The sequence below is a fragment of the Sporolactobacillus shoreicorticis genome, from assembly GCF_024125445.1.
Lineage (GTDB): Bacteria > Bacillota > Bacilli > Bacillales > Sporolactobacillaceae > Sporolactobacillus > Sporolactobacillus shoreicorticis.
The window spans coordinates 127,904-140,719 of the sequence record NZ_JAMXWM010000006.1 but is presented as its reverse complement, the minus strand read 5'-3'; the positions used below and the strand labels follow the sequence as shown (position 1 = coordinate 140,719).

Genomic DNA, 12,816 nt, shown 5'->3' with positions numbered 1-12,816 from the left:
CACTTGCAGCACTCATTATTTTTAATGAGGTAAAGAATGGATTGACAGGAGGAACGCAATGAGTGAAATGCGTGAACCAATAATTGTAGCATTTCCTTTGAAGGGGGAATGGCTTTCCCCTAATACACCGGGAACAAAAATTCCGAGTCACGGCACGAACAAATTAGGGACAAGATATGCTTATGATTTTATACAAGTAGATTGGAAAAGAACTGGCTTACCTGCTTATCGAGCAAGTTTGTTGCACTATCTTCTTTTTGGGATTCCGGTAAACGAATATTATTGTTGGGGGAAAGAAATATATGCACCTTGCAATGGAATCGTTGTAAAGGTGGAGGACGGTTATAAAGAACGAACACGGACGAAATTGCTATCAGATATATCTAATGCTTATAAAAACGCTCATTATTTTAACCCTAAAAAAGATGATGCACGATCCATCGCAGGCAACTACGTTATTATAAAAAATCGCAACAATGTATATGCTGCTTTATGTCATCTTCAAACAGGGTCTATTCAAGTTTCAGTTGGTCAGAGCGTGAAAAAAGGCGAAGCTATTGGTAAAATAGGAAATTCGGGAAATTCTTTTGGTCCACATTTACATTTTCAGCTTATGGACAGTAGTGATATATCAACGGCAAAAGGGCTGCCTTGTGCTTTTGAAGAATATGAACGATTCAAAAACGGCGCATGGGTAAAAGCAAAGAACGGTATACCAACAAATAGAGATAGAATAAGATTTCAGTAACCCGTCTTCAAAATAGAGTGAGAATTTTTGCTGTGAATAGAGGTGGTGAAGTGCAAGGTGAGCAATGGATATTGGCTCTTGTATGCGGAAACAAATTCTCAGCAGCGCTGCGCTTGCTGTCCTTGAGAGAAAAGCACGGCGTACAGTTTTAACGAAATCATGAAATCTTGTAACAAACCCATAGAAAATGGAGGAACGCCTTATGAAAAAACGTTTGAATCGACTTTAGACTTGCGCGCGACCACCTCCAGCCTCTCATGCTTTTCCAGAGGATTACATCACAAAATCGGAGGCAGATAAATGAGAAACGAACAAGAAATGAAGGCATTGATTTTAGATACTGCAAAGAAAGATGAACGGATTCGCGCGGTGATCATGAATGGCTCGCACGCCAATCCCGATGCGCCGCATGACTGTTTTCAAGATTACGATATTGTCTATGTGGTTCGCGACATCACTTCATTTACAGTGAACCATCATTGGGTTGATCAATTTGGCAAACGGATCATCATGCAATTGCCGGACCTGATGGATATTGGAAATGGACTCGGCGATATGGTCAAGGATGAATTCGCTTATTTAATGTTGTTTGATGACGGAAATCGGATTGACTTAACGCTTATGACCTCGGAAAAAGCGAAGGAATGGGTGAACGGCGACAGCCTGAGCATCATCCTGCTTGATAAGGAGGAACAATTTGCTTCCGTGCCGCCGTCGGATGATCGGAACTACCGAATTCTTCCGCCGAGCGCGAAACAGTTCGCCGACTGCTGCAATGAATTCTGGTGGGTATCGCCTTATGTAGCTAAGGGATTGTGGCGCGAAGAAGTTCCCTATGCCAAAACGATGCTTGAGCAATACGTCCGTGACATGATGTTGAAAATGCTCTCTTGGTATGCCGGAATTCGTACCGATTTTACGGTGAGTGCCGGAAAATGCGGCAAATACTTGCCTCGTTATGTCGAAGAATCAGTATGGCAAAACTATCTGCTCACCTACCCGGATGCTGATCCTGAGCATATATGGCAGTCGCTGTTTCAAATGGGCCGTCTGTTCCGCTCGCTGGCAAAGCAGGTGGCCGACCATTTCGGTTACACCTATGCAGAAAACGAGAACCGGCTTGTCTCCGCTTATTTGAACCATGTGCACCAATTGCCTGCCGATGCAAAAATGATCTACTAAGATAATACAGAGAATCGGAAGCCGTCATATCGTGCGGCTCCCGATTTTTTGGGTTAATTTCTAGTTTCCGGATTTAGTTTTTAAATGCTTTTGAAAAGAATTCTTCTGAGATAGTAAAAGAGCACAGATCACGGTGAAGTATCCGGCTGTGCTCTTTCAGATCATTATGCATTTTGAGGCTGAGCAGCACTTAACGCTTGTTTCGCCGTAATCAACGCCAACTTGTAAACATCATCGGCCGAGCAGCCGCGCGACAAGTCATTCACCGGCTTGTTCAAGCCTTGCAGGATCGGTCCGATCGCCACATAGCCGCCAAGCCGCTGCACCATTTTGTAACCGATGTTGCCCGCGTCAATATTCGGGAAAACGAATACGTTCGCCTTGCCGGCAATCGGTGAGCCCGGCGCCTTTTTTGCGGCAACTTCCGGTACATAAGCGGCGTCAAACTGCAGTTCGCCGTCCACGAGCAGTTCCGGTTCCCGCTCCTTAACCAGCTTCACCGCCTCAGTCACCTTATCAATCGACGGATCTTTCGCCGAGCCTTTTGTCGAAAAGCTCAACATGGCGATTTTCGGATCAATGCCGAACATTTTCGCTGTCTCCGCAGATTCGACCGCAATCTCCGCCAAGGTTTCGCTGTCCGGCGAGATATTAATACCGCAGTCGGCAAAAACAAATTCTTTTTCCCCTTTTACCAAAAGAAAGGAACCCGAAATACGTTTTTTCCCCGGCTGGGCTTTAATAATCTGAAGTGCCGGGCGCACGGTCTCCGCTGTTGAATGGGCGGCGCCGCTGACCAACCCGTCCGCTTTCCCCATATAAACAAGCATCGTTCCGTAATAGCACGGATCTTTTAACAATTCTGCTGCCTTTGCCGCGTCGGTCTTCCCTTTTCTACGCGTAACCAGTGCATCAATCAGAGCGGGCATCTCTTCGTCCGTCTCAGGATGCGTGAAGATAACCTTTTTCTCTTCGGCAAGCTTTCTCAACGCATCGGATGTGTCCTCAGTTTTTCCAATCAGAATCGGCACGATCAGTTCTTCTTCCGCTAGGGTTTGTACCGCTTCGACAATCCGTTCATCCGCACTCTCGGGAAAAATTATTGATGGTTTGCCCTTCTTTATCTCCGGCTTCAATCGTTCAAATAAATCCGCCATTTATCAATCCGCCCCCTTATAAAATTTAATCTATAATAAGTATAAACCAATTAGACTTATCCTACATTGGGAAAGTTATTTTCATGCGTCCCTAGGCACTATCTATGCTATATTAGACTAAGCGGGCGAACAAGTGACTCCCAAATAAGCTGAGTTTTCTTACACACGGGCTAACGTTATCCCCTTCGTTCACACTTTCATTTTGCAAAACAAAAAAGAGGTGTTCACTATGTCTGAAGCAGCCCAAACGCTGGACGGATGGTACTGCCTGCATGATTTTCGAACGATTGACTGGCAGGAGTGGAAATCAAAATCCGAGTGGGAACGGCAGCAGACTTTAATGGAGTTTAATCAGTTTCTGACCCAGGCGGAGCTGAACGAAGATGCACGCGGCGGCAGTTTCGCCATGTATTCCGTACTCGGACAGAAAGCGGACTTCGTCATGATTTCGCTTCGTCCGACCATGGACGAGCTGAGCGATCTGGAAACCGAGTTTGATAAATCCAAATTAAGCGAGGTTGCAAGCCCTGCCTATTCCTTTGTTTCTGTTGTTGAATTAAGTAACTATCTGGGCAAGTCCGGGGGCGATCCCTACGCCAATCCGCGTGTTCAAGAACGGTTAAAACCGATTCTGCCGAAGACTCATTACTTCTGCTTTTATCCAATGGATAAGAGACGCGAACACGGCGATAATTGGTACATGCTTCCAATGGAAGAACGGCGGGAAATGATGAAAAGCCATGGGCAGATCGGCCGCAAATATGCCGGTAAAATCCATCAGATCATCACCGGTTCCGTCGGTTTCGATGATTGGGAATGGGGCGTCACTCTTTTTTCAGATGATCCGCTGCAATTCAAAAAAATTGTTTATGAAATGCGTTTCGATGAGGCAAGCGCCCGCTTTGGGGAATTTGGATCATTCTTCGTCGGCACGCAGCTCACGCAGGAACTTTTTAATCAAAAGTTTTCTTTATAATTTCCAAAATCGAAAAGGGCCGGGCGAAAAACGCGCGGTCCTTATTTTTGCAGGGTCGGTGGCTTTCGCGTTATCCCTATAAAATAAGCGGAGATTTTCCGGTTATATGCATCATGATGCTTGTTTTGCGGGTACATAAGGGTAATTTTTCCGCTTATGTAACGCAAAACCCTCCAACTTTCACGTTTTTCGATTCAATAAGCGGAATTTCTCCGTCTATTTCTCAGATTGGGCGTTTACCCGATCGCGCACTGAATTTTATGAGGTGAATGACGTATCAGCTAGGCTAAACGATAAACCTTCCTTCCCTTTAAAAAAGACTCTCGGATCTTTTTTGCGATTTGCTGCTGCTTTTCCCTATCTACTGTCATCATTTACGTTACCGGGCATAGGCTTTAAGGTACGTAAATCGGTGAATCCATGCCTACTTGAAAATAAGTTTTATAGTTTCTGTTCGCAAAGGGGGGATTTATGGCTATGGCCGTGGTTCAACACACATCTAATGATATTTCCCTGCTCGCCCGGCTGATGCGCGCAGAAGCGGAAGGCGACGGACAGCTCGGCATGCTGATGGTCGGCAATGTCGGCGTGAATCGTGTACTTGGGAACTGCCTTGACTTCGAGGGCCTGAGAACGATCCAACAAATGGTTTTCCAAAGTCCCGGCGGATTTGAAGCGACGCAGAAGGGCTACTTTTATCAGGCGGCGCGGGCGCAGGACAAACGTCTTGCCGAGCGAACGCTTAAAGGTGAACGTTTTCACCCGGCATCGAACGCGCTTTGGTTCTTCCAACCTGCGGGCGCTTGCCCCGCCCAATGGTACAATCAATGGAACACCGGACGTTTTAAAGCGCATTGTTTCTTCTCGCCTACCGAATCGGTTTGTCCAAATGTTTATTGATCATTTTATTGCTAAGGAGTGACTTTATATGGGTGTTCAATTTCCACCAGACAGTTGGCCGTATGGTGCGTCATTCAATCCCGATCAAGGCGCGCAACCGGAGTGGGACGCATCCAGGCAGCAGACCGCACCGCAGCAGCCGAGCGGTACGTTCCCGTTCCAGGGACAGTTGACACAGGGACCGGGGCTTCCGCCCACCGCACAATCGGTGCCTTATCCGTATCCCGCGTATACAATACCGGTGCCGCAAACCGGTCAACCGACAGCACCGGTGCCGCAACAGGTAATGCCGCTGCCCTTTGTCGAGCAGTCTTACATCGAAAATATTTTGAGGTTGAATCTTGGCAAGACAGCAACAGTTTACTGTACCTTTGAAGGCAACAGCCAGTGGAATGCGAAATCATTTACCGGTACGGTCGAAGCCGCCGGACGTGATCATGTGATCATTGAGGACGAAGAATCCCGAGTCCGCTACCTCATTCCGATGGTATTTGTGAATTACTTCGAGTTCACCGGTCCGCTCAGCTATGAATATCCTTACGCGCCGCCTCAACCGGGCGGCAGATAATCCCAGAAAAACGGAGCTTCTCCATAAAGGGAGACGCTCCGTTTTTGTGTTCATGTGGTTCCGCAGATATCTGCTCTTATTATTTTCCGTATACGTGGTTCAGATCATTTGCCAACTCTTCTTTGAGTTTGCCATGCTTATCTTCATTAAACTGCTTTGCTTCATCATACCAATTGGATGAGTCATACAACCAAACAGGACCCTTTCTTCTCTCCTCTTTTTCCCATTCATATCTTGGAAAAATATGCGCATGTAAGAAAGCGTCTGTGTTTCCTAAAATATCATAATTGATTCTAAGAGGCTGGCAAACGTTCATAATCGCGTCTCCTACTAAGCTCATATCCGTTAGAAACTGTGAACGTTCATCAATCGTCAGGTCATTGAGGCTAAATACCTCTTTATTTGGAAGCAAAACACAATAGCCGGGTAAAAACTGTGTATCTCCGATAACTGCAAAACCGCTTTTCATTTTCGACAAAACCATCGGATTTGTCCCGTTTAGAGCAGACTCAATCCTGTTTTCTCTCCAATTCATTACAAAAGCCTCCGGTATCGTTCAAATTAACAATGCTCTGTTACATTCCGACATTGCATCTACTTTATCATTAAGTATAACTTATTTTCCATAGAAAAAAGAGAGCATGTCCACGCCCTCTCCTGATCGCTTATTAATGTTTCCGGAACCTGCTTGCAATTATGCGCGCAGCGCAGCGATCACAACAAGCAGCCAGCTGACGAGAAAAGCAACACCGCCGATTGGCGTGATCGCGCCAAGCACGCGAATACCGCTCAGCGTCAGCGCATACAAGCTGCCTGAGAAAAGGAGAACGCCGACGGTCATCAGCCAACCGGACCAAGAAAGTAAAGTGTTCTGCCCGCTGAATACGGTCAGTGCGAGGATACCGATCACAATCAGTCCGAGCGCATGATACATTTGATACTGAACACCCGTTTGAAACACGGCCAGATCTTGCTCGTTAAGCCGCGTCTTCAATATATGCGCCCCAAACGCGCCGAACGTGACAGACAACAGCGCCAACACGGCGCCAAAAACAATAAAACCTTTCATCATGAGCTCAAATCCTCTCAACAACGATTCTGATCTTATTCTAGCACCTCTCAAAGGGCTCGTCGCATGTGCGGCTCAGAAAAGCTCTCATAGATTAGTAGTATTCAAGATTTTATCGATCGCTTTGACCAATTGAGCATTTCGGCTTTTTAATGTAAATTGTTCACAAATACTAGAGTCAACAAAAGCTGCGTGCACTTCAGCCGCAGCTTTTCCTCTCAATTACTCACTTATTCCAATATTTTTTATAAATCGCCTGAGTTCCGCTGTTTTCCTCGCCTTTTTCAGCCAGTTTATCATAGATTTTCTTGGACAATGCAAGTCCCGGTGTATCCAGGCCCATCGTTTCAGCGGATTCGAGCGCGATTCGCTCGTCCTTGATCAAGTGCTTGATATAGAAGCCGGGCTCAAAATCGCCTTTCAGCATGCGCCGGCCAAGATTGGTCAGCGACCAGCTGCCGGCAGCTCCTGTTTCAATGCTCTCCATCACCTTATCAGTATCCAGCCCAGCATGCTTCGCATAACTGAGTGCTTCGGCAACGCCGATCATGTTTGATGCAATCGCAATTTGGTTCGCCATTTTTGTATGCTGGCCCGAACCGGCTTTTCCCTGATAGACTATTTTCTGCCCCATAGCTTGAAAGACAGGTGCCAAGGTCTCGGCATCTTGAGCATCTCCGCCAATCATGATCGACAACGTACCGTTCTCGGCACCGACATCACCGCCGGAAACCGGGGCATCCAGTGCGTGCAATCCTTTTTCCGCGGCTGCCTGATAAATTTTTTCCGCAAGCTGAGGTGATGAGGTGGTCATATCAATTAAGTAAGCGCCCGATTCGGCATGATCAATGATCCCGTTATCAAAGTAAATAGAAGCGACATCCTTAGGATACCCGACCATCGTAATGACCGCATCGGCTCCTTCAGCCGTTTTTGCAGGACTCGATTTCCAAACGGCGCCCTCTGAAATAAGGTCAGCCGCCTTGCTTTTCGTTCGGTTATAGATTTGAAGCGTAAATCCCGCCTTCATCAGATTGCGAATCATCCCTTTTCCCATGACTCCCGTTCCAACAAATCCAATCGTCTTCACTGCCATTCATCCCACTCGCTTTCCTATCAATTCTAGGTTAACGATAGCATGAACAGCGCCTGTTTTCACGTTATATGCAAGGCGGTTAAACCTTGCGAATCTGGAAAAAGTGAGTGAACACCCATGGATACTGAGGCATCGCAAAGTTGAGCTGCCATGTGCCGATCCCGCCGATCCGTGCATTATAGACAATCTGCGCCTTTTCAAACAGACTGCGTACATCCTCAAACCAGACAACACGGTTCTGCCCGCTGTCGTCTGTATAATAGAAATAAGCAGCATAATCGGCCGCCGAATAGTTGATCGGCACCTGTTCACTCATAGCGAGATTTACCGCCGCCTGATAGGTAATGGCTCTGCCCGGATTCTGACTGGAAAAAGGAATCGGCCAATCATAACCGTAAAACGGTGTACCCATGATCATCTTATTCCGATCCATCACACTGGCTGCGTAATTGACGGTAGCAATGACATCCTGGATAGGTGCCGTCGGTCCCGGCTCGCTGCCCGCATGATGCCAGTCATAGGCCATGATAAAAAATTGATCGACAATCGCTCCGATTGCCTCGTAGTCATAGCCGCGCACCCATGGCACCGTATCGTCGGTCTTGGCCGGAACCGCAATACTGAGATTGAGCCCCGCCGCCTGCGTGCGCTCACTTAACGCCTGAAGAAACATAACAAAAGCATTGCGATCGGCAGGCAGCACGCCTTCAAAATCGACATTGATCCCGCCGTACCCGTTTGAAGTCGCATAACTGATCATGTTATCGATTAAACGCTGCTGAACATCCGGCGTATTCAGCACGCGCTGTACCAATGCCGAATTAAATCCGGTCTCAGTTAAATTTGTCACCGTAATAATCGGTGTAACCCGCCCGCGCCAAGACGCAAGAACGGCCGCATTGTCATTGAGCGGACTTAAATCGCCGTTCCAGTTAAAATGTGTTTCAAAAATACCGATATACGTCAAATATGGCGCGTTGTCCGTAATGACCGCTTGATCGAGTGCCGGTGTCCGAAGCTGAGTATAGCTGAAATGAGTCGCCACACGGCGATCGATCGCCGGAAGATTAATTTTCTGGCCGGGACTTAAACGCTCAGGATTAATCCCCGGATTCGCCTCGCGCAGCGCACTTAACGGAACATACGCCATGCGTGAGATCGTCCAAAGGCTGTCGCCCGGCTGAACGGTATAAACATCACTTGTCACGAGCAGCGACTGACCGGTGACGATATTCGTCGCTGTCAATCCGTTTACTGCTCTCAATGTATTCACAGGAATATCAAATTTTTGGCTGATTGCAAACAATGAGTCACCAGCCCGCACTGTATAGACAAACATAGTTCCACCCTTCCCGCACCCGTCATTTGCAGGCATGCTTATTTCTGCAGATGCATAGGCATTTCACACTAGTTTATTCATCGCGCCGAGAAACGGTTCCGAGAGCGGCTATAGATTAGAAAACCAAAAAAGGTTATCATTAAATTTGCTGCGAAACTAAAGGCGGCGCTTACCGCACGCCAAAGCGAACGAAAATAGGCTGCAGTTCATAGTCTATAGGAAGAATGTAAGGAAAAGAGGGTTATTAATGGCTGAATTCATCCCATCCCGTCAGGTACAAGCGCTTCCCGACAATTACTTTACCAGCATCGATCATCGGATTCATTCGGTAGTCAGTAAGGGTATTGATATCATTCATCTTCATACCGGAAGTCCTGATCAACCGACCCCCAAACCAATTATTCAGGCAATGAATCAAGCGGCACAACTTCATAAAAATCAAGGCTATCCTCCTGCGGGCGGCAAAACAGGACTAAAAGAAGCAATCCGTGCGTTCTATCTGCGCGAGTACGGCGTCTCTGTTGATCCGGATACGGAAATCACTGTGTTTGATGGTGCAACCGTCGCTATTTCCGCCCTCCCGCAAACGATGCTGAATCCGGGCGAGATCATGCTGACGGCCGATCCCGGCTATCCACTCTATTTTGCTTGCCCGCAATTGGCGGGGGCTGAAACCTACGGCATACCGGTTCGCGCTGAGAATGGATTTTTACCGGACTATCGAACCATTCCTGAAAACATTCTGCAAAAATCAAAGCTTCTGATGCTGAACTATCCGAACAATCCGACAGGAGCGATGGCGACAAAAGAATTTTTCGCCGATACCGTTGCCTTTTCAAAAAAGCATCACATTCCGGTTGTTCACGATTTCGCCTACGCCGCCTTTGGCTTTGACGGCAGACGCCCGCTCAGCTTTTTGCAGACTCCGGGCGCAAAGGAACAAGGGATTGAAATCTACACATTATCCAAAACATACAATATGGCCGGTTTTCGGATCGGGTTCGCTGTCGGCAATGCTTCGATCATCCGGGCGCTCAGCCAATTCCATGATATTGATCATTCAGACGTGCCGAGCGCCATTCAAGACGCGGCCACAGCTGCTCTGCTCGGATCGCAGCAATCCGTCCAAGAATTATGCGCGCTGTACGAGCATCGCCGTGACATCCTCGTCTCCGGCATGCGTGCGATCGGCTGGGATGTTGTCGCTCCACAGGGCTCGTTCTTCTGCTGGTTCAGGGTTCCACGCGGTTATAGCTCGGAAGCCTTCGCCAATGTCCTTCTTGAACGCGCGCATGTTGCGATGGCACCGGGCGCCGGATTTGGCACTCACGGCGACCAGTTCGTCCGCGCCGGACTGCTCGAATCCGAGGAACGGCTGAAGGAAGCCGCCGAACGAATCAAAGCTTCCGGAATTCTCAAAGAAACGCCAGTACAGAATTAAAAGAACTTTTCCCGATAAATGCCGGGAAAAGTTCTTTTAGATTACACAAATAAGAAAGTAAGGACAACTGAACCTCTGTCCGCACCAAGATTTGCCAATTAATTTGTTTTCTTTAAATGACATGATAGCCCATAAATACAATAACAAGAAGCAGTGCGGCAATGAGAACAGGAATGAACCATGAGATTTCTTTCTTCTTACGTTTGCCTATCGCCACTTCCATGAGCCCGATTAAAGCAAAGGAAAGTACGCCTTTAATGGTCGGCATCAGCGGGAAGTGGATGAGAACCAGCATCACCACTCCGGTTATGATCATAACTAAATAAGCCGTCCGCAGGATCATACTCCATATTTTTTGATCAGGTAAAACATAGCTTAAGATAAAAAAGATGACCACCAGGCCCCAGACAAGGCCGTGGATTTGCAGCAAAGTGTGCATCGATTTTCCTCTTTTCAGTTTATAAATCAATCACCAGATTTTCTTCTATTTTATCATGATGACACATTTTTCCCAGTTTTGATCTTAATCTTGTTGCTCTGTATGACGTGACAGATCACACTGATCAAGAGGGATCAATTTTGACTTCATCCTCCATTTGGCGATCAGCCAAACAGCAAGAAAAATCGGAATACCAATGTAGGCGGCGACAATTCCGCCCCAATCAATCCGGCCGCCGGAAAACGCGCCGAAGCTCTGACCGACCACCACAACTAGGCACACCGCGAAGGCAAACAGCGGACCAAATGGGAACCACTTCGCCCGGTAAGGCAAATCGCTAAGTTTGCCGCCTTGGGCGACATAGGCGCGGCGGAAACGGTAGTGGCTGATCGCGATGCCGAGCCAAGCGATAAATCCGCACATGCCCGAGGCGCTGAGCAGCCAGTTATAAACAATACCGTCGCCGAATCCGGAGGCGAAGAACGCAAGCAGACCGAACGCCGCGGTGACAACGAGTGACCAGATTGGAATCCCGTTCCGCGTGACGTAACCAAGAAACCTCGGTGCTTTTCCCTTTTTAGCCAGCGCATAGAGCATACGCGTCGAAGCGTACAATCCGGAGTTTCCGGCAGACAGCACCGCCGTTAAAATGACCGCATTCATGACCGAGGCGGCCATCGCAAGACCCGCTCTCTGGAAAACCAAGGTGAACGGACTGACCATAATCGAATCCGATGCAGACAAGTTATGACTCGTATAAGGAATGATCATGGCAATAACGAAGATTGCGAGTATATAAAACAGAAGGATACGCCAAAAAATTGTGTTCATTGCTTTCGGAACACTTTTTTCCGGATGCTCGCTTTCACCGGCGCTCACGCCAAGCAGCTCCGTTCCCTGAAAGGAATAGCCGGCCGCAAGAAATACACCGAATGTCGCCAAAAATCCGCCATGGAACGGCGCATCGCCAACGGCAAAGTTATCAAACCCCGGCACGCCGCCGCCAAGAACGCGGAAAATCATCAAAAGTCCGATGATAATAAAAATGACAACCGTTGCGACCTTAATAAACGCAAACCAGTATTCCGACTCGCCATAGCCTTTAACCGTCAAAGCATTAAGCAAGAAGATCATGAGCAGAAACAAACCGCTCCAAAGCACTGACGGACTGTCAGGAAACCAGAATTTCATGATCAGTGTGGCAGCGGACAGTTCGCTCGCAATGGTTATTGCCCAATTGTACCAATAATTCCAGCCAAGCGCGAAACCAAACGACGGATCGACAAACCGCGTCGCGTAGGTGCTGAATGATCCGCTGGTCGGCATGTAGGTCGCCAGCTCCCCAAGGCTGGTCATCAGAAAATAGACCATGACGCCTGTCAATCCATACGCGAGCAGCGCGCCGCCCGGACCGGCCGTATAGATTGCGTTTCCGCTGGCAAGAAACAGTCCTGTCCCGATCGCTCCCCCAAGAGCGATCATCGTTAAATGGCGTGATTTTAATCCGCGCCTTAATTGATTCTTTGTCTTCTGTTGCACGTTTCTCTCTCCCTCTCTGTTTTTCGGGGAGATATGTGAAGAAATAAAACGTCCGTCGAAGCAACGCAATGGCTTCGGCGGACGGAAAATTTTCATAGTAAAACGAATAAGAACTGCTTACATGCAGGCTTATTGATCCATTTACTCCTCGCACATCTTCCTCCGATAGCGCACCACATGCCTATGCATGTGACAGTCCCGCTCCTTTCGAAAACGGACCCAGTGCACTCGGCAAGAGAATCCGAACGCACTTCGGCGGCAGTTCCTTACACGCACCGTCCGGCGTCTCTTCGCCTCAAATGCGCTTGTCTTAACTGCCGCACCTCTACCCCCTCGCGATCCTGTGAGGAGATTGGTTAACA

The 12,816-nt window shown here is 47.9% G+C and carries 13 protein-coding genes and 1 riboswitch; of the genes, 6 read left to right on the top strand and 7 right to left on the bottom strand.

Annotated features, from left to right (window positions below):
- Nucleotides 1-58: 58 nt before the first annotated feature.
- Nucleotides 59-748: a M23 family metallopeptidase gene (locus tag NIE88_RS07195; protein WP_253060645.1), complete on the top strand. Its 690-nt coding sequence runs from the start codon at nucleotides 59-61 to the stop codon at nucleotides 746-748.
- Between the two features lie 300 nt (nucleotides 749-1,048).
- A complete protein-coding gene (locus NIE88_RS07190) occupies nucleotides 1,049-1,930 on the top strand; it encodes an aminoglycoside 6-adenylyltransferase (protein WP_253060644.1) in 882 nt (293 codons plus the stop codon).
- Between the two features lie 164 nt (nucleotides 1,931-2,094).
- On the opposite strand, the gene pta is transcribed toward NIE88_RS07190, so the two are convergent.
- Nucleotides 2,095-3,087, bottom strand: a complete 993-nt coding sequence (gene pta, locus NIE88_RS07185) for a phosphate acetyltransferase (RefSeq protein ID WP_253060643.1) — start codon at nucleotides 3,085-3,087, stop codon at nucleotides 2,095-2,097.
- 229 nt (nucleotides 3,088-3,316) lie between these two features.
- Between pta and hemQ the strand changes: the two genes are divergently transcribed.
- The 3 genes from hemQ (at nucleotide 3,317) to gerQ (ending at nucleotide 5,531) form a co-directional block, all read left to right on the top strand.
- Nucleotides 3,317-4,063, top strand: coding sequence for a hydrogen peroxide-dependent heme synthase (hemQ, locus tag NIE88_RS07180; protein ID WP_253060642.1), 747 nt, complete (start codon nucleotides 3,317-3,319; stop codon nucleotides 4,061-4,063).
- 477 nt (nucleotides 4,064-4,540) lie between these two features.
- Nucleotides 4,541-4,963 carry a cell wall hydrolase gene (locus tag NIE88_RS07175; RefSeq protein WP_253060641.1) on the top strand — a complete coding sequence of 141 codons (423 nt, stop codon included), beginning with the start codon at nucleotides 4,541-4,543 and terminating at the stop codon, nucleotides 4,961-4,963.
- Between the two features lie 28 nt (nucleotides 4,964-4,991).
- Complete coding sequence (gene gerQ / locus NIE88_RS07170) at nucleotides 4,992-5,531, top strand: spore coat protein GerQ (RefSeq protein ID WP_253060640.1); 540 nt, start codon at nucleotides 4,992-4,994, stop codon at nucleotides 5,529-5,531.
- A gap of 79 nt (nucleotides 5,532-5,610) precedes the next feature.
- Here gerQ and NIE88_RS07165 read toward each other — a convergent pair whose 3' ends face one another.
- From NIE88_RS07165 to NIE88_RS07150, 4 genes are all read right to left on the bottom strand, one after another.
- A complete protein-coding gene (locus NIE88_RS07165; RefSeq protein WP_253060639.1) occupies nucleotides 5,611-6,066 on the bottom strand; it encodes an HIT family protein in 456 nt (151 codons plus the stop codon).
- Nucleotides 6,067-6,225: 159 nt separating this feature from the next.
- On the bottom strand, nucleotides 6,226-6,600 hold the full coding sequence (locus NIE88_RS07160; RefSeq protein ID WP_253060717.1) for a DUF423 domain-containing protein: 375 nt from the start codon (nucleotides 6,598-6,600) through the stop codon (nucleotides 6,226-6,228).
- Nucleotides 6,601-6,826: 226 nt separating this feature from the next.
- Complete coding sequence (locus NIE88_RS07155) at nucleotides 6,827-7,696, bottom strand: NAD(P)-dependent oxidoreductase (RefSeq protein ID WP_253060638.1); 870 nt, start codon at nucleotides 7,694-7,696, stop codon at nucleotides 6,827-6,829.
- Between the two features lie 79 nt (nucleotides 7,697-7,775).
- On the bottom strand, nucleotides 7,776-9,035 hold the full coding sequence (locus NIE88_RS07150; protein WP_253060637.1) for a glycosyl hydrolase family 18 protein: 1,260 nt from the start codon (nucleotides 9,033-9,035) through the stop codon (nucleotides 7,776-7,778).
- Between the two features lie 247 nt (nucleotides 9,036-9,282).
- Here NIE88_RS07150 and NIE88_RS07145 point away from each other — a divergent pair, with 247 nt between their 5' ends.
- Entirely contained in the window at nucleotides 9,283-10,476 is a 1,194-nt protein-coding gene (locus NIE88_RS07145) for an aminotransferase class I/II-fold pyridoxal phosphate-dependent enzyme (RefSeq protein ID WP_253060636.1), read from the top strand.
- 112 nt (nucleotides 10,477-10,588) lie between these two features.
- Here the strand turns inward: NIE88_RS07145 and NIE88_RS07140 are convergent, their stop codons facing one another.
- Nucleotides 10,589-10,915: a DUF1516 family protein gene (locus NIE88_RS07140; RefSeq protein ID WP_253060635.1), complete on the bottom strand. Its 327-nt coding sequence runs from the start codon at nucleotides 10,913-10,915 to the stop codon at nucleotides 10,589-10,591.
- Nucleotides 10,916-10,999: 84 nt separating this feature from the next.
- A complete protein-coding gene (locus tag NIE88_RS07135) occupies nucleotides 11,000-12,397 on the bottom strand; it encodes an amino acid permease (protein ID WP_253060716.1) in 1,398 nt (465 codons plus the stop codon).
- A 215-nt stretch (nucleotides 12,398-12,612) separates the two neighbouring features.
- Nucleotides 12,613-12,790, bottom strand: a riboswitch (Lysine riboswitch).
- Nucleotides 12,791-12,816 lie beyond the last annotated feature (26 nt).

Bases quoted from the DNA above. Each gene is read 5' to 3' on its own strand.
- NIE88_RS07160 (WP_253060717.1), bottom strand. From the start codon at position 6,600: ATGAAAGGTTTTATTGTTTTTGGCGCCGTGTTGGCGCTGTTGTCTGTC.
- NIE88_RS07155 (WP_253060638.1), bottom strand. From the start codon at position 7,696: ATGGCAGTGAAGACGATTGGATTTGTTGGAACGGGAGTCATGGGAAAA.
- NIE88_RS07190 (WP_253060644.1), top strand. From the start codon at position 1,049: ATGAGAAACGAACAAGAAATGAAGGCATTGATTTTAGATACTGCAAAG.
- hemQ (WP_253060642.1), top strand. From the start codon at position 3,317: ATGTCTGAAGCAGCCCAAACGCTGGACGGATGGTACTGCCTGCATGAT.
- NIE88_RS07175 (WP_253060641.1), top strand. From the start codon at position 4,541: ATGGCCGTGGTTCAACACACATCTAATGATATTTCCCTGCTCGCCCGG.
- NIE88_RS07140 (WP_253060635.1), bottom strand. From the start codon at position 10,915: ATGCACACTTTGCTGCAAATCCACGGCCTTGTCTGGGGCCTGGTGGTC.
- gerQ (WP_253060640.1), top strand. From the start codon at position 4,992: ATGGGTGTTCAATTTCCACCAGACAGTTGGCCGTATGGTGCGTCATTC.
- pta (WP_253060643.1), bottom strand. From the start codon at position 3,087: ATGGCGGATTTATTTGAACGATTGAAGCCGGAGATAAAGAAGGGCAAA.
- NIE88_RS07165 (WP_253060639.1), bottom strand. From the start codon at position 6,066: ATGAATTGGAGAGAAAACAGGATTGAGTCTGCTCTAAACGGGACAAAT.
- NIE88_RS07145 (WP_253060636.1), top strand. From the start codon at position 9,283: ATGGCTGAATTCATCCCATCCCGTCAGGTACAAGCGCTTCCCGACAAT.
- NIE88_RS07135 (WP_253060716.1), bottom strand. From the start codon at position 12,397: ATGATCGCTCTTGGGGGAGCGATCGGGACAGGACTGTTTCTTGCCAGC.
- NIE88_RS07195 (WP_253060645.1), top strand. From the start codon at position 59: ATGAGTGAAATGCGTGAACCAATAATTGTAGCATTTCCTTTGAAGGGG.
- NIE88_RS07150 (WP_253060637.1), bottom strand. From the start codon at position 9,035: ATGTTTGTCTATACAGTGCGGGCTGGTGACTCATTGTTTGCAATCAGC.